Annotated in this window: 22 protein-coding genes and 3 tRNA genes; 18 read left to right on the top strand and 7 right to left on the bottom strand. The window is 63.1% G+C overall.

Annotated elements, in window-relative coordinates; translation table 11 throughout:
- Positions 1-22: 22 nt before the first annotated feature.
- From ACIQC5_RS18785 to ACIQC5_RS18760, 6 genes are all read left to right on the top strand, one after another.
- Positions 23-95 (top strand) — tRNA-Gly (locus tag ACIQC5_RS18785).
- A gap of 24 nt (positions 96-119) precedes the next feature.
- Positions 120-194: transfer RNA gene (locus ACIQC5_RS18780), tRNA-Val, on the top strand.
- A gap of 61 nt (positions 195-255) precedes the next feature.
- Positions 256-331: transfer RNA gene (locus ACIQC5_RS18775), tRNA-Gly, on the top strand.
- Between the two features lie 177 nt (positions 332-508).
- Complete coding sequence (locus ACIQC5_RS18770) at positions 509-1,963, top strand: amino acid permease (RefSeq protein ID WP_400285805.1); 1,455 nt, start codon at positions 509-511, stop codon at positions 1,961-1,963.
- 83 nt (positions 1,964-2,046) lie between these two features.
- On the top strand, positions 2,047-2,283 hold the full coding sequence (locus ACIQC5_RS18765) for an antitoxin (protein ID WP_400285803.1): 237 nt from the start codon (positions 2,047-2,049) through the stop codon (positions 2,281-2,283).
- A 133-nt stretch (positions 2,284-2,416) separates the two neighbouring features.
- Positions 2,417-3,628, top strand: a complete 1,212-nt coding sequence (locus tag ACIQC5_RS18760) for a benzoate/H(+) symporter BenE family transporter (protein ID WP_400285801.1) — start codon at positions 2,417-2,419, stop codon at positions 3,626-3,628.
- Positions 3,629-3,704: 76 nt separating this feature from the next.
- Here the strand turns inward: ACIQC5_RS18760 and zapE are convergent, their stop codons facing one another.
- Positions 3,705-4,745: a cell division protein ZapE gene (gene zapE / locus ACIQC5_RS18755; protein WP_400285799.1), complete on the bottom strand. Its 1,041-nt coding sequence runs from the start codon at positions 4,743-4,745 to the stop codon at positions 3,705-3,707.
- 210 nt (positions 4,746-4,955) lie between these two features.
- Here zapE and ACIQC5_RS18750 point away from each other — a divergent pair, with 210 nt between their 5' ends.
- The 3 genes from ACIQC5_RS18750 to ybaK all read left to right on the top strand — a co-directional run bounded on the left by ACIQC5_RS18750 (position 4,956) and on the right by ybaK (position 6,933).
- Positions 4,956-5,882, top strand: coding sequence for a sulfurtransferase (locus ACIQC5_RS18750; RefSeq protein ID WP_400285797.1), 927 nt, complete (start codon positions 4,956-4,958; stop codon positions 5,880-5,882).
- A 76-nt stretch (positions 5,883-5,958) separates the two neighbouring features.
- Positions 5,959-6,417 (top strand): SufE family protein, encoded by a 459-nt coding sequence (locus ACIQC5_RS18745; protein ID WP_400285795.1) that lies wholly within the window; start codon positions 5,959-5,961, stop codon positions 6,415-6,417.
- An 18-nt stretch (positions 6,418-6,435) separates the two neighbouring features.
- Positions 6,436-6,933, top strand: coding sequence for a Cys-tRNA(Pro) deacylase (gene ybaK, locus ACIQC5_RS18740; RefSeq protein ID WP_400285793.1), 498 nt, complete (start codon positions 6,436-6,438; stop codon positions 6,931-6,933).
- 3 nt (positions 6,934-6,936) lie between these two features.
- Here ybaK and ACIQC5_RS18735 read toward each other — a convergent pair whose 3' ends face one another.
- Complete coding sequence (locus tag ACIQC5_RS18735) at positions 6,937-8,205, bottom strand: alpha/beta hydrolase family protein (protein WP_400285791.1); 1,269 nt, start codon at positions 8,203-8,205, stop codon at positions 6,937-6,939.
- 121 nt (positions 8,206-8,326) lie between these two features.
- On the opposite strand from ACIQC5_RS18735, the gene ACIQC5_RS18730 reads away from it, so the two are divergent.
- The 9 genes from ACIQC5_RS18730 (at position 8,327) to ACIQC5_RS18690 (ending at position 18,459) form a co-directional block, all read left to right on the top strand.
- On the top strand, positions 8,327-8,818 hold the full coding sequence (locus ACIQC5_RS18730) for a hypothetical protein (protein ID WP_400285789.1): 492 nt from the start codon (positions 8,327-8,329) through the stop codon (positions 8,816-8,818).
- Between the two features lie 14 nt (positions 8,819-8,832).
- The gene (msrB, locus tag ACIQC5_RS18725; protein ID WP_400285787.1) at positions 8,833-9,309 is read left to right on the top strand and encodes a peptide-methionine (R)-S-oxide reductase MsrB; all 477 of its coding nucleotides are present in this window, start codon (positions 8,833-8,835) and stop codon (positions 9,307-9,309) included.
- A 189-nt stretch (positions 9,310-9,498) separates the two neighbouring features.
- Positions 9,499-10,866, top strand: coding sequence for a DUF6421 family protein (locus ACIQC5_RS18720; protein WP_400285785.1), 1,368 nt, complete (start codon positions 9,499-9,501; stop codon positions 10,864-10,866).
- On the top strand, positions 10,866-11,594 hold the full coding sequence (locus ACIQC5_RS18715; protein WP_400285783.1) for an SDR family NAD(P)-dependent oxidoreductase: 729 nt from the start codon (positions 10,866-10,868) through the stop codon (positions 11,592-11,594). Before ACIQC5_RS18720 ends, ACIQC5_RS18715 begins: the two co-directional genes overlap by 1 nt.
- 22 nt (positions 11,595-11,616) lie before the next feature.
- A complete protein-coding gene (locus tag ACIQC5_RS18710) occupies positions 11,617-12,717 on the top strand; it encodes a threonine aldolase family protein (protein ID WP_400285844.1) in 1,101 nt (366 codons plus the stop codon).
- 61 nt (positions 12,718-12,778) lie between these two features.
- Entirely contained in the window at positions 12,779-13,438 is a 660-nt protein-coding gene (locus tag ACIQC5_RS18705; protein ID WP_400285781.1) for a DUF3000 domain-containing protein, read from the top strand.
- Between the two features lie 80 nt (positions 13,439-13,518).
- Complete coding sequence (locus ACIQC5_RS18700) at positions 13,519-14,862, top strand: HRDC domain-containing protein (protein ID WP_400285779.1); 1,344 nt, start codon at positions 13,519-13,521, stop codon at positions 14,860-14,862.
- Between the two features lie 193 nt (positions 14,863-15,055).
- Positions 15,056-16,318 carry a thiolase family protein gene (locus ACIQC5_RS18695; protein WP_400285777.1) on the top strand — a complete coding sequence of 421 codons (1,263 nt, stop codon included), beginning with the start codon at positions 15,056-15,058 and terminating at the stop codon, positions 16,316-16,318.
- Positions 16,315-18,459, top strand: a complete 2,145-nt coding sequence (locus tag ACIQC5_RS18690; protein ID WP_400285775.1) for a 3-hydroxyacyl-CoA dehydrogenase NAD-binding domain-containing protein — start codon at positions 16,315-16,317, stop codon at positions 18,457-18,459. The genes ACIQC5_RS18695 and ACIQC5_RS18690 overlap by 4 nt, the downstream gene beginning before the upstream one ends.
- A gap of 231 nt (positions 18,460-18,690) precedes the next feature.
- Here ACIQC5_RS18690 and ACIQC5_RS18685 read toward each other — a convergent pair whose 3' ends face one another.
- The 5 genes from ACIQC5_RS18685 to dxs are packed head-to-tail and all read right to left on the bottom strand — an operon-like array spanning position 18,691 to position 23,024.
- A complete protein-coding gene (locus ACIQC5_RS18685) occupies positions 18,691-19,668 on the bottom strand; it encodes an aldo/keto reductase (protein WP_400285773.1) in 978 nt (325 codons plus the stop codon).
- 10 nt (positions 19,669-19,678) lie between these two features.
- Entirely contained in the window at positions 19,679-19,897 is a 219-nt protein-coding gene (locus ACIQC5_RS18680) for a hypothetical protein (RefSeq protein ID WP_400285771.1), read from the bottom strand.
- Positions 19,898-19,927: 30 nt separating this feature from the next.
- Positions 19,928-20,488, bottom strand: coding sequence for a hypothetical protein (locus tag ACIQC5_RS18675; RefSeq protein ID WP_400285768.1), 561 nt, complete (start codon positions 20,486-20,488; stop codon positions 19,928-19,930).
- Positions 20,485-21,054: a DUF402 domain-containing protein gene (locus tag ACIQC5_RS18670; protein WP_400285765.1), complete on the bottom strand. Its 570-nt coding sequence runs from the start codon at positions 21,052-21,054 to the stop codon at positions 20,485-20,487. The genes ACIQC5_RS18675 and ACIQC5_RS18670 overlap by 4 nt, the downstream gene beginning before the upstream one ends.
- Entirely contained in the window at positions 21,051-23,024 is a 1,974-nt protein-coding gene (gene dxs, locus ACIQC5_RS18665) for a 1-deoxy-D-xylulose-5-phosphate synthase (RefSeq protein WP_400285762.1), read from the bottom strand. The genes ACIQC5_RS18670 and dxs overlap by 4 nt, the downstream gene beginning before the upstream one ends.
- Positions 23,025-23,164: the final 140 nt, after the last annotated feature.

The raw sequence follows: 23,164 nt of genomic DNA, 5'->3' as shown, positions 1-23,164 counted from the left end.
AGCCAGGATGGTCATCATGATTGCGGACGTAGCTCAGCTGGTAGAGCACCACCTTGCCAAGGTGGATGTCGCGAGTTCGAATCTCGTCGTCCGCTCTCCTTTATTAAGGACCCGGTAACGGGCGATTGGCGCAGCGGTAGCGCGCTTCCCTGACACGGAAGAGGTCACTGGTTCGATCCCAGTATCGCCCACCAAAACAAGGCAACTTGTTTGTTGATGGACACTTTGGCAGCAGCCAGGATGGTCATCATGATTGCGGACGTAGCTCAGCTGGTAGAGCACCACCTTGCCAAGGTGGATGTCGCGAGTTCGAATCTCGTCGTCCGCTCCATTCAAAAAAGCAGCTCTTCGGAGCTGCTTTTTTTGTGCCCACATTCGGTCCTGCCCTCAAATCATTATCTGAACTAATCGATACCCCTCAGAAGAATTCGCTTTATCTAATGTGATAAGGCTCGCATAATGTACTGCGAGCTCATTACCGTTCCACGCCACCGGCAGGAGTACCCCCATGAATCAACAGACGGCTTCCCAATCCGTCCTGCGGCGCAAGCCCATCGACGACATCGAAGAAGAAAGCAAGCACAGCGGCCTTTTCAAGAGCCTCGGCCTCTGGCAACTGACGGCCATCGGCGTCGGCGGCATCATCGGCGTCGGCATCTTCTCGCTCGCCGGCCTGGTTGCCCACGGCGACGCCAGCAACCCCGGCGTCGGGCCCGCTGTGCTCATCTCATTCCTGGTGGCGGGCCTTGCCTCCGGCGCCGCGGCCCTCTCCTACGCAGAATTCGCCGGAATGATTCCGCGCGCCGGCTCGGCGTACACCTATGGTTACGTTGCCTTGGGCGAGATCATCGGCTGGTTCATCGGCTGGGACCTCCTGCTTGAGTACATCGCGATCGTGGCCGTAGTGGCCATCGGTATCTCCGGCTACTTCGACGCCTTCCTTTCGGGCATAGGCATCCACATGCCCACGTGGATGACGTCCACGGCGGACGAGGGCAAGGGCGGCATTATCAACCTCCCGGCGATCCTGGTCTGCCTCCTGGTCACCTGGATCCTAAGCCGTGGAACCAAAGCGTTCGGCCGCTTCGAACTGGTGGCAGTAGCCATCAAGGTGGTGCTGATCCTGTTCATCATCGGATTGGGCATCTTCTACATCAACACGGAGAACTACAACCCGTTCATGCCCAGTGGTTTCGGCCCGGTCCTCGCCGGCGCAGCCACCGTCTTCTTCGCTGTTTTCGGCTACGACGCCATGAGCACCGCCGCTGAAGAAGCCAAGGACGGCAAGAAGCACATGCCCAAGGCAATCGTGTTGTCGCTGATCATTGCCATGCTGCTGTACGTCGCCGCAACGCTTGTTCTTACCGGGATGCAGAACTACAAGGACATCGATCCCACGGCAGGCTTCGCGTCTGCATTCACAGGCGTCGGCCTGCCCATCATCGCCACCATCATCTCGGTGTTTGCCGTGCTGTCCATCTTGACTGTGATGCTGACATTCCTCCTCGGCGTCACCCGCGTGTGGTTCTCCATGAGCCGCGACGGGCTGCTTCCCGGCTGGTTCGCCCGGACGGACCGTCATGGCACGCCGCAGCGCGTTACCTGGATTGCCGGCATTGCCTCCGCGTTCCTGGCAGGCGTCTTCCCGATTAAGGAAGTGGCGGACCTGACCAACATCGGAATCCTGGCAGCCTTCGTGGTTGTCTGCATTTCGGTCATCGTCTTCCGTTACACCAAGCCCAACGCGCCGCGTACGTTCCGACTGCCTTGGATGCCCGTGGTTCCTGCCTTCGGCGTCCTGGCGTCGGCATTCCTCATGGTCCAACTGCATTGGGAGACCTGGGTGCGGTTCGGGGTATGGCTGGTAGTCGGCTTGGTGATCTACTTCGCCTACGGCAAGAAGCACTCGCTCATGAACCCCGACAGCCCGCGGCACCTTGAAGAAAGTAAGCCCTTGGCATAGTCCCAACGGAGTTCTTGGCACGCCCAACATCCGGTGTTATGGTCAGTCCCGGAGGAGCGATCTGGCTCCGCGAAGGAAGGGAGGTGCCCGTGGGATTAATTGACGACCTGAAGGGCAAGGCTCAGGAGCTCATCCAGGGCAACGAAGAAGCCATCCAGGATGGCATCGAAAAGGCCGGAGACTTCGTCGACGAAAAGACAGGCGGCAAGTTCGCAGGTCAGGTTGACTCAGTCCAGAGTGCCGCTTCCGACTTCGTGGCCAAGGTTGATGGAGAAGCCGAACAGGCTCCCGCAACGGAGGAGACTCAGCCGCAGCAGTAACTGCCTGAGCCGCCGTACCAGATACGTCAAGGGGGCACCGGTCACGCCGAGAGGCGCCACCGGTGCCCTTGGCGTTTAACCGCGACTCTACGGCCACGAGCACGCGCCGTACCATCCGGTAACGTTGGGAAGCGTGCACGCCTCCCCCACCATCACCGATCCTCCCGTCATAGTCCGGGGAACCCTTGGGCCCCCTATCGCGGCGGGGATTGTCACCGCGCTTGTCGGATTCACCTCTTCCTTCGCCGTTGTCCTGGCCGGTTTGCGGGCTGTAGGCGCCAACCAGGCGCAGGCCTCGAGCGGTCTTCTGGCTTTGACCGTCACTTTTGGGCTCGGCATCCTGTGGTTGTCCTGGCGGTCCAGAATGCCCATCACCCTGGCGTGGTCAACGCCCGGCGCGGCACTGCTCGCGTCGGCGGGAATGGTCGACGGCGGTTGGCCGGCTGCCGTGGGCGCCTTCCTGATGGTGGGGGTGCTGATCGCCCTGACGGGGCTGGTTCCGATTCTCGGCAGGCTCATGGCGAAAATCCCTACAGCCCTGGCCCAGGCGATGTTGGCCGGCGTCCTGCTCCCCCTGTGTCTGGCACCGTTTCAGTCTTTGGGAACCGCACCTCTGCTGGTCGGTCCTGTGGCGCTCTGCTGGTTGATCATGATGAGGTTCGCGACGCGTTGGGCCGTTCCGGCCTCACTGCTCATAGCGTTGGCGGTGATCGGCATCCACATCGTGACCGATGGCGTGCATATTCCTGCCGAAGGCCTCTTGCCCCGGTTCGACTGGACTACGCCGTCGTTCAGTCTCGAAGCTGCGGTCGGACTTGCTCTTCCGCTTTTCATCGTCACCATGGCCTCGCAGAACATTCCCGGCGTCGCCGTCCTGAAGTCCTTCGGCTACACAACGCCTTGGCGGTCCTCGATGATTGTCACGGGCGCCGGAACCATTGCAGGCGCTCCGTTCGGCGGACACGCCATCAACCTCGCGGCGTTGAGCGCAGCGCTGGCCGCCGGCGAGGAAGCGGGTAAGGACCATGGCCGGCGCTGGATCGCCGCCTTCGTCTCAGGTTTCGCCTATCTGGTGCTGGCGGCCGTCTCCGCAGCACTCGTGACGTTGGTTGCAGCGGCCCCTTCGGGACTCCTTGAAGCAGTTGCAGGCCTCGCGCTTCTGGGAACCCTGGCGTCGTCCATCTCGTCCGCACTGGCCGTAGCCCAAGAGCGCATTCCGGCATGCATCACTTTCCTGCTCGCCGCCTCCGGCCTGAGCTTCGCCGGCATCGGCGCCGCCTTCTGGGCGTTGGCCGGTGGCATCCTGGTCCGCTGGATCCTGAAGGTCCGCGAACCCGTGACTTAAGCCCGGCAATGCTACAAACAGGGATATGGGAAAGGCCGGCTGAGCACTGCTCAACCGGCCTTTTGGCTAACCGCGATCAGGCAGGTTCGTGGTTTTGGCCTTCACGAGCCAAGGCCGTCAGCCTGGAAACGGCCCTGAAGTATTTCTTGGTGTAGCCGCCGTGCATCATTTCATCGGTGAAGAGCTTGTCGAAAGCCACTCCACTGGCCAGGATCGGCACGTCCTTGTCGTAGAGCCTGTCTGCCAGGACCACAAAGCGGAGCGCCACAGCCTGCTCGGTGATGGTCTCGACGTCGCGCCAGACCACAGCGTCAATGCCGGAAATGAGCTGGCGGTAGCGGCTTGGGTGGACTCCGGCCAGGTGGTCAACCAGCTGCCGGAAGTCGTCCACGGCAACGGTCTGGCCGTCGAACTCGGCGTGCATGCGATGTTTCAGGTCTTCGGTCTTCAGCGGCGCCGGGGCAGCCGGCAATCCACGGTGCCGGAAGTCCTCGCCGTCGATCCTGACCACGTCAAACTGGTCTGCGAGGACCTGGATCTCCCGCTGGAAGTCGACAGCCGCAAAGCGGCCCTCGCCCAGGGAACCGGGGAGGGTGTTGGAGGTCGCCGCGAGCTTCACGCCGGCGTCGGCCAACTCGCGCATCAAACGGGACATCAGCACGGTGTCGCCGGGATCGTCGAGTTCGAATTCGTCGATGCACACCAGCTTGTAGCTGCTCAGCGCTTCCACAGTTTTACGGAACGAGAGCGCGCCCACCAGGTTGGTGTACTCAACGAACGTGCCAAACGCCTTGGGACCCGGGGACCTGTGCCACAGGGAGGCCAGGAGGTGGGTCTTGCCAACGCCAAAACCACCATCAAGGTAGATGCCGGCCCTTGTAGCTGGGGCCTTTTTGGAAAACAGCTTCTTGAACAGTCCTCCGCCGTCCTCGGAGCCCACACCGTCGGCAAAGGCGGAAAGCAGCTTGACTGCATTGGCCTGGCTGGGTTGCGAAGGATCGGGGCGGTAGCTATCGAACGACACCTCTCCAAATCGCGGAGACGGGTAGAAACCCTTGAGGAGTTCCTCCACGGAGACTGCCGGTGTGCGGGCAGCCAATTGTTCGATCTGTACCACGGTGGTCCGTTCCTTCGGTATTAGGTCCCCAGCAAGAATACCGGCATCGGACCCACCAAGAACCGCCACGTGACCAAGGCCATGTTTCATCATGTGACCGGAGGGGAAGCATTCATCCCGGCCCGTGGTTAGTGTTGGAGCACGCCGGGCTGGCATCTGCATCAGCTTCCATGGCCTGGCCCCGTCCGTTGTCAGTGAAAGGCCATCATCATGTCCTACCCCGTTGAACAGAACGACAAGTTCGCCTCGTATGCGAACCCCGAACGCCTCGTGTCCACAGAATGGCTCGCAGCAGCCCTTGCAGACGGCGCCATTGGCGACGGCAAGCTGGTGGTTGTGGAGTCCGATGAAGACGTCCTCCTGTATGAAACCGGGCATATCCCCGGCGCCGTCAAGATCGACTGGCACACCGACCTCAATGACGAAGTAACCCGCGACTACGTCGACGGCGCCGCTTTCGCCGCCCTCGCCGCCGCAAAGGGCATTTCCCGTGACAGCACCGTGGTGATTTACGGCGACAAGTCCAACTGGTGGGCAGCGTACGCCCTGTGGGTCTTCACCCTCTTCGGCCACGAGGACGTCCGCCTGCTGGACGGTGGCCGTGACAAGTGGATTGCCGAAGGCCGCGAACTGACTACGGATGTGGCGCAGCCGGCCGCCGGCGAATACCCGGAGGTCGAACGCAACGACGCCCCCATCCGCGCGTTCAAGGACGACGTCCTGGCGCACCTGGGGAACCCCCTCATTGACGTCCGTTCGCCGGAGGAATACACCGGCCAGCGCACGCACATGCCCGCCTACCCCGAAGAGGGCGCACTGCGCGGCGGCCACATCCCCACCGCTGCCTCCATTCCGTGGGCCCGCGCAGCAGCCGAAGACGGAACCTACCGGTCCCGCGACGAGCTCGAGGCCCTCTACTTGGGCGAAGCCGGGCTGAAGGCCGGAGACGACGTCGTGGCGTACTGCCGCATCGGTGAGCGGTCCAGCCACACCTGGTTCGCGCTGAAGTACCTGCTGGGCTTCGAAACCGTCCGCAATTACGACGGTTCCTGGACCGAGTGGGGCAATGCTGTGCGCGTACCCATCGTCAAGGGCGCTGACCGCGGTTCTGTTCCGGCCTCCTTGGTTCGCAGCTAGGTCCAGGAGTGTTCGCGGCCCGTAGTGTTCCGGCACACAAGATGCATTCGGTGCCGTTGTGCGTAAGCTGGAAGTGATGAGTACGAACACTTTGCCCGCCGCGCTGGCGGAAATCGTCGATGACTTCCAGGCACTGACGGAGCCTGACCGCCTGCAACTGTTGCTTGAGTTCTCCCGGGGGCTCCCGGATCTTCCGGAGCGCCTCAAGGACCACCCCGAGCTGTTGGAGCAGGTTGTGGAGTGCCAGTCGCCGTTGTTCCTGACGATTGAATCCGAAAGGAACACTGAGGGCGCCCGCGCGTACCGGCTGTTCTTCAAGGCTCCCCAAGAGGCGCCCACCACGCGCGGCTTTGCCGGTGTGTTGCATGAAGGGCTCGACGGGCTTACCGCACAGGAAATCCTTGCCGTCCCGGATGACATGCCGGAACTGCTTGGGCTGACCAGGGCCATCACTCCCCTGCGCATGCGTGGCATGACCGCCATGCTGGGCCGCATCAAGCGGAAGGTGGCTGCAGCAAGCCGCCTGGAACACTGAGAGGTACCGATACACGGTATGGCCAAGAAAATGGCTTCACAGGGAACGCCGGCCACTGCAGCACTTGCTGCGGCCGGCGTTCCTTTTGTTCTGCACCCGTATGCCCATGATCCATCGGCAACGAGTTACGGCATGGAGGCCGCCGAGGTCCTCGGCATCGATCCTGCCCGCGTCTTCAAGACCCTCATGGTGGAGGTGGAGGGAAGGCTTGCGGTAGGGATTGTCCCTGTTGCCGGCACCTTGGATCTCAAATCAGTTGCTGCAGCGCTCGGCTCAAAGAAGGCAGCCATGGCTGACCCGAAGGTGGCCGAGCGCCGGACTGGCTATGTCTTGGGTGGCATCTCGCCTTTGGGTCAACGCCAGTCCTCCCCCACGGTCCTTGACGAGTCCGCCTTTGGCTTCGACACCATCCTGGTCTCCGGGGGCCGGCGAGGCCTGGACATCGAACTCGCTCCGGCGGACCTGGTGAGGCTCACCAAGGCGCTCACGGCTGCCATTGGAGTGACGAAAGGCTAAGCCTCAGCCGGACAGGCCTGGGGTGCCGACGTGTCCCGGGTTGTTCCGCGGTGCCAGCTGCTGCTGGAGCCAGGAATGTACCAAGCGCTCCCATTTTTCGGGATCCACGTTCCACTCTTTTGTATGCCGCGCACCATGGAACGGCTCAAACGTGACCATGTCCGGGTTTTTCCCGGCCAGGCTGGCCGATGGTTCGTAGGGGACATAGTCGTCATCAACGCTGTGAATCACCAGTGTGGGGGTCCGCAGCTCAACGGCCCTGGCTTCCCAGTCCATCGCCTTCAAGTCCACGGGTGCGGACAATCCGGTAAGCCTGCGGCCCAGCGGATGGCCAAGCATCAGCTGACCATACTTGCCCACGTTGTAGGGAATCCTGTTCATCTCCGCGTGGTGTGCCATGACATTGACCCAATTGATCACCGGAGCATCCAGCACCAAGGCGCGAATCAGGTGGCGGTGCTTGGACAGGTCCGCGGTTTGCAGGCTGATGGCACCTCCCATCGACCAGCCGAACAACACAACTTCCTGTGCGCCGTGCGCAATGGCATACTCCATGGCGGCGTCGACGTCGCGCCATTCAGTGGAGCCCAGCCCATAACGCCCATCCAGGGCCGACGGCGCCAGGCCATCGTTGCGGTACGAGATCAACAGGCTGTCCAGTCCGAGATCGCGCGCAGTCCGCACAGCCCTGAGTCCTTCGAGTCGGGTTGCTCCCCGCCCGTGGACCATGATCGCCCAGACGGGAGCCGGAGCTGCAGCATTGGCCCGGATCAGCCACGCAGGCGCCTGGCCGCCGTCGACGTCGATCTCCACGTCCTCCGCGGCGAGGCCAATGGCAGCAGGGTCCGGGTAGGTCGCTCCGCTCCACCAGCCGCGCCGGGCGTCGGCAATATTGCCGCTGTAGACTTCCTCGACTTCGCGCAGGACCGTTTGTTCAGCCGGGGAATAGGACACGATCCGGCCAATCCTGGCGTGGCCCTTGCCGCCTTCGAAGAACAGGCTGAAGACGCCGTCGATCGTGGTGTCCGGTGTTGCCGCCAGGATGACTTGAAGGCCGGCGTCGCCACGGATGACTGCCAGGACTTCCTGGTCTTGGTGCCGAGCGGCGGGAGTGATCACCCTGCGTGCGAAATAGACGGCGAGCGCAGAGGAGCCGGCACCAACAAGTCCTGCAAGGGTCGCGCCTGCCAGGATCCCGGCTATGGCCCACTTTGCCCCGAGGGATAGTTTGTTCTCTGCCGCGTCGCTCACTGTCCGGGTATTCGATGCCATGGATCCATTCTCTCTGCTCTCGGATCGATGACAGCGCACCCTTGGGCGCGCCGTGGACCGGCGGCGCAGATTTGGCGTGCAAAACCCTCCGGAGTCCGGTCCGCGGGTCTACGCTGTAGCCATGAGCGATCCCATCGTCATCCTGACCGAAGAGCCCCTGGGCCCCGATGACCGTGTCAACATTGCAAAGCTGCTCGACGGCGGCGACGCACCTGTAGTTGTCCTGGTCCCGGCAAATACCGAGCGACATCTCCTGATTGATTTCCTGGAGAACCTCTCGCTGCTGGATATCGCCAAGGCGTTCCGTGAACTGTTATCCCAGGCCCCCGATCCTGATGTCGAACGGGCAGAGGCTTCGGAGACGTTGGCTACGTCCTTGGCCGCCCTCGCCGGACTGGGCGGCGGGGTCACCGGAGAGATCGTCGACGGCGGTGCCGTGGCCGGCTTGGTGGCCAAGGTCAAGGCTCTCGATGCCGCCCAGGCCGTAGTGGTGACGCGTCCGCATGCCATCGCCGATACGTTCCATACTGACTGGGCGAACAAGGCTCAGGACCAGCTGGGCCTGCCGGTCCTCCATTTGTACGCGGGTTCGGGATTTATCGGTGACTCCTGAGCGTTGCATATGGCATGAACACTCCTGACAACGCCAGCAAGACAGACCACGCAACGGTGGAGAAAAGCGATGCCCAGTGGCGTGAGGAGCTGACGCCCGAGGAATTCCGTGTCCTCCGGCAGGCGGGTACCGAACGTGCGTACACCGGTGAATACTGGGACACCCACACTGAGGGTGTCTACCAGTGCCGGGCCTGCGGGAGCCAACTGTTCACGAGTCGGGAGAAATTCGATTCCCATTGCGGGTGGCCGTCGTTCTGGGCACCACTGGCCGAGGGCACCGTGCGTTACCTCCACGACAAGACATTGGGCATGGAACGGGTGGAAGTCCGCTGCGCGACTTGCGATTCCCATCTGGGTCATGTGTTCGACGGCGAAGGCTACGACACCCCAACGGATCAGCGTTTCTGCATCAACTCCATTTCGCTACGACTGGTTGAAGCGGACGGTAACGAATCAGCTTCCACCGAAGCCAAAGCCACGGACAGCTGAAGGGCTCCGGACGGACCGCTGGAGGGTGGTCCGTCCGGCTCAACCACTGATGTGGCTGGATCTTGAAACGGTGAAACCACGCCATGAACAAGAGTTGCTTATGCTCAACCCCTTTTTGGATTAGGGAAACTTTCCGCTTGCTACGCTCGCCTCAGTAGCAAATCAGTACTTCGGAAAGGGCCAATCACTATGACCACCATCGCCACCGCAGCACTCCCCGTCGTCACCGCCGATAACGAGGACTGGACTGCGCTGAAGGCAGCCGCAACGGCGCTCCAGGCCCACCAGCAGCAGGACGGCTCCATCGCAGACCCGTCCCTTCATGGCGAAGCCGCTTCACTCGTTTCCACCATCACGGATGCCGTCGCCAAGCTGGCCCGGCACTTCCCTCACGATGCCCGCTATCTGGAGTTGTTGGTGGAAGACTTTGGCCGCTGGGCCCAAGGCGGCTTCGGCGTTCCGGACTTCCTTGATTCCCTCCAGGCCTTCCAACCGCAGGAGCAGCGCATCGATGGGCTCCAGCATCTGGTGGTCTTCCCCATGTACACCCAGAACGGCAGCACCAACCGGTATGTTGAAGCCGTCCTGATTGAGGTCATCTGGCCGGAGTTCATCGGCGGGCTGGAATCCGGCGACTACTCCAACAAGCTGTTTGTCCCTATCCGCTTCATTGATTTCACGCCGGGATACGACACCAACTCCGCTGTCCTCTTCCCCGAAAGCGTCGCTGTCCGCCAAACGCCCACCTTCACGTGGGGGGCCATCTTCGCCGACCGGGAGGCGGCGCGCTTCCGTCGCGTCCTGAGGGCAGCGGCCGAGACAACTTCCCTCGAGCTGCCCGCAGACGCCGCAGAGCTGCTCGAAGACCAGGAACTCACGCAGCGCACTTTCGTCATGTGGGACCTGATCCACGACCGCACGCACATGCGCGGGGATCTGCCGTTCGATCCGTTCATGATCAAACAGCGCATGCCGTTCTTCCTGTACTCACTGGAGGAACTCCGGTGCGACCTCACAGCTTTCCGCGAGTCCGTGCAGATTGAGAAGGACGAGAAAGCCGATCCCGATGCTCGAAAGCACGCGAAGCTTGTGCAGTACGCCGTCATCTTCGACCGCATTTTCCGTTTCGCCATCACGGGCAGCCGCGTTCGCAACTACGACGGCTTGGGCGGCCAACTGCTGTTCGCTTGGATGCACCAGCACCACGTACTGCACTGGACGGACACCAAGCTCACCATTGACTGGGACAACGCCGCAGCTGTAGTGGTGGAGCTTGGAGCCAAGATCGAGGAACTCTACTGGCGCTCCATTGACCGCCCGAAGGTAGCCCACTGGCTGGCAGCCTACGAGCTCATTTCCGGCACCGTAACGCCCCACCCGGCCTCGGTTTGGGCGAAGGGTCCGGACGCACTTCCGCTGGACGGTGCGCCGCGTGGACTCACCGACCAGGTCCTCGATGACGAATTCCCGCTCTCGATGTTCTACGAAGCACTGGAGAAGAAGATGCGCACTGTTATCGAATCCACCACCGGCATCACGGGCGCAACGGTAGCCTGATGACCATGCCCACCACCCTTGTAACCGGCGGAAGCAGCGCTTCCGGAATAGCCGTGGCACGGGCTTTGGCCGCCGCGGGTCACGCCGTGTACACCGTCGGTTCGGACGATGTCCGGATCAAGGCGGCGGCGCTGGAAGCTGGTGGGGGCGTTACGCCGCTGGTGTGTGATCTGGCGAGCCTGGACTCTGTCCGCGAGCTCGCAGATACCCTCCGGGACCTGGGCGTGGCGCAGGTGGACGGTGTGATCCATTTGGTGGGCGGCTGGCGCAGTGCACAAGGCGTAGAGGACCAGTCCGACGAGGATTGGGATTCCCTGGAAGAGGGCGCCATCACTACCCTTCGCAACGTGTCCCGGGTTTTCTACGGCCAGCTGGAAGCCTCGCCCCAGGGCCGGCTTGCCATGGTGTCGTCGACGTCGGTCACCTCGCCCACTGCCGGCATAGCCAGCTATGTTGCCGCCAAAGCGGCAGCAGAAGCTTGGACGTTGGCGGTTGCCGACGGCTTCCGCAACGCGCAATCGGCAAACACGGAGAACCCCGTTGAGCAGCACAGCGCCGCGGTCATCTTCGTGGTGAAGTCCTTGGTGGACGAAACATTGCGTCGAGAACATCCAGAGCGGCGATTCCCCGGATACACGGATGTCGAAGAGCTGGCGGCAGCCGCCGTCGGACTCTTTGAAGAACCGGCCGCAAACCTGAACGGCCAGCGGCTCCTACTGGCCAAATAGACTTGAAAGCGTGAATGAACAAGTGACGAGCACAACAGAGGCAGTCCACAGCGCCACCGGCGCATCGGAAACCAGCCAATTGCACGATCCCTCGATCCGCGGGTTTGCCTCGGACAACTACTCCGGGGTTCACCCGGAGGTCCTGGCAGCGCTGGCTGCGGCCAATGGCGGCCACCAGGTCTCCTATGGCGAGGATGTCTACACAGAACGGCTCCAGGAGGTCTTGGAGCAGCAGTTCGGGCCGGGCATTGAGTCCTTCCCGGTGTTCAACGGCACCGGCGCCAACGTCTTGTCGCTGCAGTCCCTCCTGCCCCGCTGGGGCGCGGTGATCTGCGCGTCAACGGCCCACATCAATATGGACGAGAATGGCGCGCCCGAGCGCATCGGCGGTATCAAGCTCCTCCAGGTTCCCACCGACGACGGGAAGCTCACTCCGGAGCTGATTGACCGCGAGGCGTGGGGCTGGGGCGACGAGCACCGGGCGCAGCCTTTGGCAGTCTCCATCACCCAGACCACCGAGCTCGGCACGTGCTACACGCCGGAGGAAGTCCGCGCCATCGCCGACCACGCCCACTCCAAGGGCATGAAACTGCACATGGACGGCGCGCGGTTGGCCAACGCCGCTGCGTACCTGGGCGTTCCTCTGCGCGCGTTCACCCGCGACGCCGGCGTTGACATCTTGTCCTTCGGCGGCACCAAGAACGGCCTCCTGTTCGGCGAAGTTGTGGTGGCGCTGAACCCGGAAGCCGCACATGGGCTGAAGTTCCTGCGCAAGATGAACATGCAGCTTGCCTCCAAAATGCGCTTCATTTCGGCCCAGTTCATCGCCTTGCTGGAGGACGGACTGTGGCTGCGTTCGGCCGCCCACGCCAACGCCATGGCCGCGCGCCTTCGTTTGGCGGTCGAAGGGATCGACGGCGTCGAACCCACCCAGGACACCCAGTCCAACGGCGTCTTCGCTGTGCTCCCGGCCGGCGTCGCTGACAGGCTTCGCTCCTCGTTTGCGTTCTACGACTGGGACGCTGCACGTCGCGAAGTCCGGTGGATGTGTTCCTTCGATACCACTGAGGAAGACATCGATACCTTCGTTGCCGCCATCAAGCGGGAGCTGGCCACCGGATAACCCGGTGCCTTCCGGGGCGGCGTGCCTGCACAGAATCGCCGCCCCGGACGCATAATCTGCGATGGTGAACGACCTCGCCCAGGTTCCCTCCGATTTTCTTTACGCGTTGGGAACGCTACGAAAAGCTCAATGCCGCAGCGAACTGCGGCTGGACGAAATTCCTGCCCCGTCCCGCCTGGCCCCCTTCGCCGTCGCACTTGGAGCGGAAGTGTTCAGCCCCACGGCAGCAACCCGCCAAGTGCCTTTGCACGGACCTGCCGCCAAGGCTTTTACGCAAAACCATGCCAACAGCCCGTCGAGCGAGGAAGACGACGAACTGGCCACAGGCCGGTTCATCCTCCTCCATGATCCCAACGGCTCTGCAGTATGGGACGGCGAGTTTCGGATTGTCACCTACATCCGTGCCCAAATGGACGCCGAAATGGGCAACGACTCCATGTTGGGCTCTGTTGCTTGGACGTGGCTTGTTGACTCCCTTGAAAGCCACTCGGCGCAGTACCGGGCTGCAGGTGGAACAGCCACCCGGATCCTGTCCGAGAGCTACGGCACCCTGTCCGACCGCCCCGACACCATCGACATCGAACTGCGGGCTTCCTGGACTCCGGCCACCCCCAATGTGCAGGCCCATCTGGAGGCCTGGTCCGACATGGTGTGTACGTTTGCGGGGCTGCCGCCTCTGCCTCCGGGCGTCACCCCACTGCCCAACAGGAGGCTCAATTGACGGTCCCGAACCACGTGACCCAAGCCCGATACGTCCGGCCAAAAGCCCTTCCGGGCCGGAATCGGTAAGCTTAAGCCATCATGACCCCTGAAAACCTGGAAAAAACCACGGCCGGCGATCCGGTTGCTGATCCCACCACCCACATCAAGGTTGAAGGCTTCGACAGCCACATCCCTGAAGTCATCGATCTGGATTCCCCACGCGAAGGCGTGCCCCTGGTCATCGATACCCCGGCCGGACTTGAACGTTGCGCCGCCGCGATCGCTGCAGGCACCGGACCAGCCGGCGTGGACGCCGAGCGTGCATCCGGTTTCCGATACGGCCAACGTGCCTTCCTGGTGCAGATTCGTCGCGAAGGAGCCGGAACCTGGCTGATCGACCCCGAGCCATTCGACAGTCTGGAGATCCTCAACGACGCCCTGCGCGGGGTTGAGTGGATCCTCCATGCCGCCACCCAGGACCTGCCCTGCTTGTCCGAGTTGGGCATGTGGCCGGACAAACTCTTTGACACCGAGCTCGCCGCCCGCCTTGCAGGGCTTCCCCGCGTCGGGCTGGCCGCTGTCATAGAGCAGCTCCTTGGCTTCGGCCTTGCCAAGGAACACTCGGCGGCCGATTGGTCCACGCGCCCCCTTCCTGAGCCTTGGCTGCGCTACGCAGCTCTCGACGTCGAGGTCCTGGCCGAACTCCGCGAGGAACTCATCGAGCTCCTGGAGGCAGACGGCAAGCTCGACTTCGCCGAACAGGAGTTCGCCGGCATTCTTGCTTCCGGCATCGCGCCGCCGCGTGTGGATCCATGGCGCAAAACCTCGGGCCTCCACCAGATCCGTGACCGCCGCCAGCTGGCGGCCGTCCGCGAACTCTGGCTGGAACGCGACCAGCTCGCCCGCAAGCGTGACGTCGCTCCTGGCCGGCTGATCCCTGATTCCGCCCTCGTCGCCGCCGCAAAGGCCCTTCCTACCACCGTCCCGCAACTGCTTGCTACCAAGGGCTTCCATGGCAGGTCAGCCCAACGGGAGGCACCACGCTGGCTGCGCTGCATTACGGCGGCCCGGACACTCACGGACCTGCCGCCGTTGCACTTGCCCACCAATGCTCCCCCGCCGCCACGCGTCTGGGTTGACCGCGATCCCGAAGCCGCGGCGAGACTGGCTACAGCCAGGCCGGCCTTGCAAGCAAAGGCCGATGAACTCAAGCTGCCGGTCGAAAATCTGCTGACGCCGGACTTCCTGCGGCGGATAGTCTGGCGTCCGCCGGCTGATCCGTCCTTGGACACGATCTCGGCTGAGCTGCGCGCGCTCGGTGCCCGCGAATGGCAGATCTCCTTCGCGGCCCCGATCCTTACCGAAGCTTGCTTGAATCCGCAGCCACTGCCGCCCAAAGAGGCCAAGTCGAAGGATGCCCAGCAAGCCAGGGACTCCGGCTGATCCGCCGTATTTTCTTCAGGCCCGTCGCCCGAACTCCGGTTCGCGGTGGCGGGCCTTTTGCGTCCCGGCTGATGCCGGGACGCACGGCGCTCAACCTTGCACGCAAAGTTACTCGCGAGTAACATAGCATCAACGCCAGCCGGATAGCCCGCCACACGGGAACCGGCACCCATGTCTCAACGAGGAGTTACACATGAGTCCAACACGCAATAGCCAGAGGAACGTCCGCGACGTCGTGTTCGTAGACGGTGTGCGTACGCCCTTCGGTAAAGCAGGCGAAAAGGGCATCTACGCCGGCACCCGCGCCGACGACCTCGTGGTCAAGTGCATCCGGGAACTGATGCGGCGCAACCCATCACTGCCAGCGGAGCGGATTGACGAGGTCGCCATCGCCGCCACCACCCAAACCGGGGATCAGGGCCTCACCATCGGCCGAACCGCCGCACTTCTGGCCGGACTGCCCCGAACCGTTCCAGGTTTCGCGATCGACCGCATGTGTGCGGGCGCCATGACAGCAGTAACGACGACGGCGAGCGGTATTGGCTTTGGCGCCTACGATGTCGTCATCGCAGGCGGCGTCGAACATATGGGCAACCACCCCATGGGCGCCGGCGCCGATCCCAACCCGCGCTTCATGTCGGAACGGCTGGTCGATCCTGCGGCTTTGAACATGGGCAACACTGCAGAGAACCTCCACGACCGCTTCCCCGCCATCACCAAGGAGCGCACGGACACGTACGCCGCGGTATCCCAGGCCAAGCTCGCGGCTGCCTACGCCAACACCCAAATCCAGCCCGACCTCGTCCCCGTCGCCACCATGAAGCCGGAACAGGGCTGGACGCTTAACACAGTGGATGAACCGCCGCGCCCGGGCACCACTGTGGCCGACCTCGCCGAGCTTCGGACACCATTCCGTTCCCATGGTCGGGTGACAGCCGGAAACGCGGCCGGCCTGAACGATGGCGCCACAGCCGCCGTCCTGGCTTCTGCGGAGGCCGCTGAAGAACTCGGCCTGAGCGTCAAGATGCGCCTGGTGTCCTACGCCTTCGCCGGCGTCGAGCCTGAAGTCATGGGCATCGGCCCCGTCCCGGCCACGGAGAAGGCCTTGAAGAATGCCGGGCTGGGCATTGAGGACATCGGACTGTTCGAAATCAACGAGGCCTTCGCGGTGCAGGTCCTGAGCTTCCTGGACCATTTCGGCATTGCCGACGACGACCCCCGGGTCAACCGCTACGGTGGGGCCATCGCCGTCGGACACCCGCTGGCTTCCTCCGGCGTCCGGCTCATGAACCAGCTGGCGCGCCAATTCGAGGAAGACCCCTCCGTGCGGTACGGAATCACCACCATGTGCATTGGTTTGGGCATGGGGGCCACCGTCATCTGGGAGAACCCCCACCACGCCGATTACGAAGCCTCCGCCACAGCGGAGCAGACCACCGAAGGAGCCGCCGCATGAGCGCCGCCGATTTCCAGAAGCTTGCAGCCCTCTTCCCCGACGAAGTAGTGACGCACTCCTACGTGCAGGACATCGAGCTCCCCGGAGGCGCTGGGACCTTTGCCCTGATCACGCTGGACAACGGCCTCGACCACTCCAAACCGACAACGCTCGGCCCCAACACTCTCGTTGAGCTTGGCGGTGTCTTGGAGTCACTCAAGGACCGCGCCGCCAAGGGTGAGATCGTCGGCGTCGGCGTGACCGGCAAGCCGTACTTCCTGGTGGCCGGGGCCGACCTTTCCGCCGTGAAAACCCTGAAGGAACGCGAGCACGGTCTCTGGATGGCCCAGCTCGGCCACGCCGTGTATTCCACGCTGGCAAACCTCGGAGTCCCCAGCTTCGCGTTCATCAACGGCCTGGCCCTGGGCGGCGGACTCGAGATCGCACTGCAATCCACCTACCGGACGGTTTCCACCGGCGCCGGAGCGCTGGCCCTGCCTGAGGCGTTCATCGGCTTGGTACCTGGCTGGGGCGGCGTGTATATCCTCCCGCGCTTGATCGGTCCCGAGAACGCCGTGAAGGTGATGATCGAGAACCCGCTCAGCAACAACCGGACGCTGACCGGCCCGCAGGCATTCCAACTGGGCGTGGCGGATGAAATCTTCGAACCTGCCGATTTCCTGGAGCAGTCCCTGGCATGGGCTGCCAAGGTCATCGCCGGGGATATCGTGCCGTCAAGGAACAACAGCGTTGATCCGGCGGATCCCGAGGTCAGCGCGCGCTGGGCGGGCGCAGTGGCGGCCGGGCGCGCGTTCGTGGAGGCCAAGACGTCCAACGCATCGCCCGCTCCCGCAAAGGTCCTGGACATTATGGAAGCGAACAGGACCATCAGCCAGGCCGAGTCGGCAGAGCTCGAGTGCGAGACCCTGGCCGGACTCATGCAGACGGACGAGTTCCGCTCCACCGTGTACGCCTTCCTGGACCTTGTCCAGAAGCGCTCCAAGCGCCCTGCAGGTGCCCCGGACCGCAAGTTGGCCCGTCCGGTCACGAAGATCGGTGTGGTGGGCGCAGGGCTCATGGCCAGCCAACTCGCTTTGCTCTTTGCCCGGCAACTGAAAGTGCCCGTGGTCATGACGGACATCGATCAAGCCCGGGTGGACAAGGGCGTGGCGTACGTTCATGCGGAAGTCGACAAGATGCTCGAAAAGAAGCGCATCAAGGCCGACGCCGCCAACCGCACCAAGGCACTCGTCACCGGCTCAGTGTCGAAGGAAGCCTTCGCCGACGCCGACTTCGTGATTGAGGCGGTCTTCGAAGAACTGCACATCAAGAAACAGGTTTTCGCGGAGGTCGAGGCAATTGTCTCCCCGGACTGCATCCTTGCCACGAACACGTCGTCATTGTCAGTCACGGCCATGGCCGAAGACCTGCAGCACCCGGAACGGCTGGTGGGCTTCCACTTCTTCAACCCCGTGGCCGTCATGCCATTGCTGGAGATCGTGCGGGCCCCCAAGACCGACGACGCCGTCCTGGCCACTGCTTTCGAACTGGCCAAGGGTTTGAAGAAGACCGGCGTGCTGGTCAAGGATGCCGCTGCCTTCGTGGTGAACCGCATTCTCCTGCGGCTCATGGGCGAAGTCATTGCTGCATTCGACGAAGGCACGCCTGCCGAGGTCGCAGACAGCGCGCTCCGGCCCATGGGCTTGCCCATGAGCCCGTTCACCCTGAGCGCCATGGTGGGGCTGCCTGTAGCCCAACACGTCCAGGAGTCCCTGCACAACGCGTTTGGTGACCGATTCCCGGTGTCCCAGAACCTGCAGAAGCTGATCGACAACGGCGTGAAATCCCTCTGGGTGCCCGGACCCGACGGAAAGCCGGTCATCCCCGCCGAGACCTTGGCCATCATGTCCTTCGGGAACTCGCCCTCCACAGGGGAACAGGTCCTGCGCCGGACACAGGACGCCCTGGCCGAGGAAATTGGCTTGATGCTTGCTGAGGGCGTCGTCGCCGGGCCCGAGGACATCGACTTGTGCGTCATCCTGGGTGCCGGCTGGCCCATGTTCCTGGGCGGGATCACCCCTTACCTGGATCGCGTAGGCGCCTCCGAACGGGTCAACGGCAAGAGGTTCCTGGCTCCCGGTATCGCGTCCGCGCCTGCCTAGGCCCCCAGGCCCAAGGCTTACAGTGCCGGGCTGACACTGCCGGGCTGACACTGCCGGGCACCAGGGTCGGACAGCGGGTTCGTTGCAAAAGGGCCGTGGGGGGGGGGGGGGGGGCCCCCCCCCCCCCCCCCCCGGGGGGGGGGGGGGGGGGGGGTGGGTGGGGGGGGGGGGGGGGGGCCCCCCCCCCCCCCCCCACGGCCCTTTTTGGGCGCCTGGCGATAATCCGGGCGCTTAGAAGAGTGCCACCTTGGGTGCCCGCGGGAAGATGTCATCGAGTTCCTCGCGATCTTCCTGCGTTGGGACCCAGCACACTGCCTCGGCGTTCTCACGGATCTGCTCAGGACGTGTGGCTCCGGCAATGACGCTCGTGACGCCGGGCTGCGCAGCCAGCCACGAGAAAGCAAGTTGCAGCTCGGTGATCCCGCGTTCCTTGGCGAACTGGCTGAACCGGCCCAGCTGCTCCCAGTCGGCGTCGTGCACAAGGTGGGTGCGGGTGTGGCTGAGTCGCGATCCCTCGGGAGCCTTGCCCGAGGAGTACTTTCCGGTCAGCAGGCCATTGGCCAGCGGGAAGTAAGGAAGCACGCCAAGGGAGAAGGCGCCGGCGGCCGGAAGGACTTCGAGTTCTGCCCTGCGGTCCAGCAGATTGTAGTGGTTCTGCGTCGAGATGAAACGCGATCCGCCCAGCTGGCGGCCAACGTATTCGGCTTCGGCGATCTGCCAACCCGCGAAATTGGAGTGTCCGATGTAGCGGACCTTACCGCTTGTCACCAAGTCATCGAGCGCCGAAAGCGTTTCCTCAATGGGCGTCTGCGGGTCCGGAGTGTGGAACTGGTAGAGGTCGATCCAGTCCGTCCCCAACCGGCGCAGGGACGCTTCGACGGCCTGGACGATGTACCGGCGCGAACCACGTGCACCGAAGTCCTTGCCGTTGGCCCCGTGCATGTCCATGCCGAATTTGGTTCCAACAACAACATCGTCCCGGCGCCCTTGAAGGGCCTTGCCCAGCATCGTCTCGCTGAGTCCCGGTTCACGGCCGTAGACATCGGCGACGTCGAAGAACGTCACCCCGGCGTCAATTGCGGCATGGACCACCGCGTCCGTGCCTTCCTGGGATTCGGTGGGAGTGTTGGCGCGACCCAGGTTGTTGCAGCCCAGCCCTACAGCTGAGACGGTCAGTCCGGAGTGGCCGAGGCGTCGATATTCAGTCATGGAAATCAGCCTAGCGCCGGCCGAATGAAATCCCCGATTCCTCCATGGCGTCCTCGATCTGGGCCAAGGCCACTGGCCCCATGCCATGCAGCTTGACGGCTTGCTCCTGGCCGAACTCAGCCAACTGCTCCAGGGTTTCTATGCCCTCGTGGGCAAGGGCCCGCTTGACCGGCGCGGCCAACCCTTTCGGGAGAGGCGTGTGTCCAGGCCAATTGCTTTTAGCCGACATGGCAGGTCCTCCTGGTGCGTTGGGTCTTACTTAGAGAGTAAAGCCAGCTCCCTGCTTGGGCGAGTGCTTCAGGCGGAATGCTGTTGGATCCGTGTGCGGTGCCGCACCGATGCTGAGCTTGGTGAAGTCAAGATCTTCACCGCGGACGCAGATCTTGATCGCATTGACAGCTTTGTTCACATCCGGGCACAGGCAGAAAATGTTCAGATGGGAATTGCCCATTTCCGAGCGGTCCACAATCCCCAGGCCCCGCCAGGCCAGTTCACCGGTCAACGCTGCCTTGGCTTTGCGCTCGAGGTAGCGATCGCGTTCTGTGCCGTCCTTCGTCTTCAGGGCAAACTGGGCTACCACCCAGAATTGCTCGGACTCCGGAATTTCGGCGTAGCCGTCTTCTTCGCACTGCGCGGCGAAGGCCGTCATCAGGCCATCGACGGCTGCTTCGTCTTCGACGTCGGTCTCGTCAGTCTTGCTCTGGTGGCCTACAACGCCGTGGTTGATCACGAGCTGCTGGTCTTCCTCGTCGTACCAGGCCTCCCGGAAGTGGAGTATTCCCTCGTCGTCGCGCTTGTATGTCCGGATAATGCCGCTCATGCCCGTCCTTTCCTGAACCACTCGGCGCAGGTGCTGTTGGCACCAATGCCATCAAATGGTGCTGTCTTCAATCGCACTGCTTCGAACAGTGCCGCACATTCCTCACGCATCGACTCCACGGTCTCTGCCGGATAGCCCATATCCACCCGGTGCTCATCGAACTCGTCTTCATCGTCCACAAAGACGCCATGGGTTACGGAACGAATGACGTCCAGATCCATGTCGATCATGTGAAACTCGGTGACGCCGGGCCGGATGGTGTTCCAGCCGTGTTTGGTGGCGAGGTCAACATAAATCCTGAAGTCACCGGGATAGGTGTCGTCATAGAAAGTCGCCACGAATTCGCCCGTCCGCGGAACCAGCAACACGGCATCCGAGGCCGTATAGAAAGCTGCCCCGGGACGGGAACAGAACTCTCCGGCCCCTTGGAAGATCCACCATCCGTGGATGTCTTCGCCCAAGTAGCGGCCCGGCACCACCCAGTGGGCTTTGCCGTTCCATTTCCTGTTTCTCGCCACCACGAGGTCACCGGGCTGCAGTGCGCCTGGCTCGCGATGGGTACTCACAACTTGGGCAAACTGCCGGTGGTGGGGTGTTCCTGGCCGGGGAGCGGCCGCGCAAACGGAACCTTTGTCCCCAAGACCTGGGCCACGACGTCGTGGGCTATTTTCTGGGCGGTGAGTCCCACGCGTTCGAGCACTTGGCTGCGTGAGCCATGCACCAGGAACTCAACCGGCAAGCCAACCTCGTTGAGTGCAGTATCAACGCCCGCGGCGCGCATCTCTTGCCGGATGCGGGACCCTACGCCACCTGCGCGGACGCCGTCCTCGATGCAGATCACCAGGCGATGGCGTGCGGCCAGGGCAATGATGGACTTGCGGACAGGAAGGACCCAACGGGGGTCCGCCACCGTTGAGCTGATCCCCTGGGCACCCAGGCGTGACGCTACGTCCAGGGCGAGTTCGGACATGGCGCCGACGCTGACAATGAGCACGTCATTTTCGGTGGAGCCTTCCGGGCGCCGGGCCAGGATATCCACACCGTCGTGCAGGCGCTCAATCGCTTCGACTTCCGAGCCGACGCTGCCCTTGGAGAATCGAACCACGGTAGGGGCGTCGCCGATGGCGACGGCCTCGCGCAGTTCTTCGCGAAGCCTCGTGGCGTCGCGCGGTGCGGCCAAGTGCAGTCCGGGGACGATCTGGACCATCGCCATGTCCCACATACCGTGGTGGCTGGGGCCGTCCGGGCCGGTCACTCCTGCCCTGTCCAGGACAATGGTGACACCCGCTTTGTGCAGTGCCACGTCCATGAGGAGCTGGTCAAACGCACGATTCAGGAACGTGGCGTAGACGGCCACCACGGGGTGCAGACCACCGAACGCCATGCCCGCAGCAGAAGTCAGTGCGTGCTGTTCAGCAATGCCGACGTCGATGACGCGCTCAGGGTGGCGCTCGGAAAACTTGTGCAGGCCCACCGGGATCAGCATCGCACCGGTGATCCCTACAATGTCGGGCCGCTCATCTGCAATGTCCGCGATTTCTTCGGCGAACACCGACGTCCAGGATCTTGCCCCAGGAGATTCCGTCGGCTCGCCGGTCTCGGGATCGATGATGCCCACCGCATGGAATTGGTCTGCCTCGTTGGCGAGGGCCGGCGCGTAGCCGTGACCCTTCTCGGTCATGGCGTGAACGATCACGGGCCCGCCGTAAGCCTTGGCAGTGGTGAGTGCGTGTTCCATGGCCTGCAGGTTGTGTCCATCCACCGGGCCGATGTACTTCATGCCCAGGTCCTCGAACATGCCCTGGGGTGCCCACCAGTCTTTGATGCCCTTTTTCATGGCATGCAGGCTCTTGTAGGTGAACTGCCCAACAGGGCCGCCATTCTGGAGCTTCTTCTTCCACCAATCCAGCATGCCCTCATAGGCCGGCGCGGTGCGCAAGGAATCGATCGTGGGGCGCAGGGACGCGAGATAGTCCGCAAAACCGCCAACCGTAGGCGCGTAGGAGCGCCCATTGTCGTTGACCACAATGACCACGCGGCGCCGCTTGTCGGCAGCGATGTTGTTGATCGCTTCCCACGTCATTCCGCCGGTCAGCGCACCGTCACCGACGACAGCGACGACGAACCGGTCGCCTTCGCCGGTCAGCTGCCGGGCACGGGAAATGCCGTCCGCCCACGACAACGACGAAGACGCATGGGAGCTTTCCACGATGTCGTGCTCCGACTCGGCCCGTTCCGGGTAACCGGACAGGCCGCCCTGCTGGCGCAGCGTGCTGAAATCCTGGCGGCCGGTCAGCAGCTTGTGGACATACGACTGGTGGCCGGTATCAAAAACGATGCTGTCCCGCGGCGATTCGAAGATCCGGTGAACAGCAAGCGTCAGTTCAACAACCCCCAGGTTGGGACCAAGGTGGCCGCCCGTCTGGGCAACGTTGGTGATCAGGAATTCCCTGATCTCGCCGGCCAGCTGTTCGAGCTCTTCGCCGGACAGTTTGGCCAGGTCCTGCGGGTCCTTGATTGTTTCCAAGAGTCCCAACGGCCCCTCCTTAGGGTGAATGACGTGCCTGTTAACTTTAGCGCGTTGCCGAGCGCCCGCATTTCCGCCACGGAAGCACTCGGCGGAAAGCCTCGTGCAAGGTGAACAAACGCCAGCAGCTCCGGCTGGTCACAGACCAG

This window comes from Paenarthrobacter sp. NPDC092416 (genome assembly GCF_044755025.1).
GTDB lineage: Bacteria > Actinomycetota > Actinomycetes > Actinomycetales > Micrococcaceae > Arthrobacter.
Note: the sequence above shows the minus strand (reverse complement) of the source record. Positions and strands in the feature narration are given on the sequence as shown.

What these genes read in the sequence shown, in the direction of transcription:
- ACIQC5_RS18690 (WP_400285775.1), top strand. Translation starts at nt 16,315, where the DNA reads ATGAGCGCCGCCGATTTCCAGAAGCTTGCAGCCCTCTTCCCCGACGAA.
- ACIQC5_RS18675 (WP_400285768.1), bottom strand. Translation starts at nt 20,488, where the DNA reads ATGAGCGGCATTATCCGGACATACAAGCGCGACGACGAGGGAATACTC.
- ACIQC5_RS18700 (WP_400285779.1), top strand. Translation starts at nt 13,519, where the DNA reads ATGACCCCTGAAAACCTGGAAAAAACCACGGCCGGCGATCCGGTTGCT.
- msrB (WP_400285787.1), top strand. Translation starts at nt 8,833, where the DNA reads ATGAACACTCCTGACAACGCCAGCAAGACAGACCACGCAACGGTGGAG.
- ACIQC5_RS18695 (WP_400285777.1), top strand. Translation starts at nt 15,056, where the DNA reads ATGAGTCCAACACGCAATAGCCAGAGGAACGTCCGCGACGTCGTGTTC.
- ACIQC5_RS18715 (WP_400285783.1), top strand. Translation starts at nt 10,866, where the DNA reads ATGACCATGCCCACCACCCTTGTAACCGGCGGAAGCAGCGCTTCCGGA.
- ACIQC5_RS18680 (WP_400285771.1), bottom strand. Translation starts at nt 19,897, where the DNA reads ATGTCGGCTAAAAGCAATTGGCCTGGACACACGCCTCTCCCGAAAGGG.
- ACIQC5_RS18750 (WP_400285797.1), top strand. Translation starts at nt 4,956, where the DNA reads ATGTCCTACCCCGTTGAACAGAACGACAAGTTCGCCTCGTATGCGAAC.
- ACIQC5_RS18745 (WP_400285795.1), top strand. Translation starts at nt 5,959, where the DNA reads ATGAGTACGAACACTTTGCCCGCCGCGCTGGCGGAAATCGTCGATGAC.
- ACIQC5_RS18720 (WP_400285785.1), top strand. Translation starts at nt 9,499, where the DNA reads ATGACCACCATCGCCACCGCAGCACTCCCCGTCGTCACCGCCGATAAC.
- ACIQC5_RS18735 (WP_400285791.1), bottom strand. Translation starts at nt 8,205, where the DNA reads ATGGCATCGAATACCCGGACAGTGAGCGACGCGGCAGAGAACAAACTA.
- ACIQC5_RS18730 (WP_400285789.1), top strand. Translation starts at nt 8,327, where the DNA reads ATGAGCGATCCCATCGTCATCCTGACCGAAGAGCCCCTGGGCCCCGAT.
- ACIQC5_RS18705 (WP_400285781.1), top strand. Translation starts at nt 12,779, where the DNA reads ATGGTGAACGACCTCGCCCAGGTTCCCTCCGATTTTCTTTACGCGTTG.
- ybaK (WP_400285793.1), top strand. Translation starts at nt 6,436, where the DNA reads ATGGCCAAGAAAATGGCTTCACAGGGAACGCCGGCCACTGCAGCACTT.
- ACIQC5_RS18770 (WP_400285805.1), top strand. Translation starts at nt 509, where the DNA reads ATGAATCAACAGACGGCTTCCCAATCCGTCCTGCGGCGCAAGCCCATC.
- ACIQC5_RS18685 (WP_400285773.1), bottom strand. Translation starts at nt 19,668, where the DNA reads ATGACTGAATATCGACGCCTCGGCCACTCCGGACTGACCGTCTCAGCT.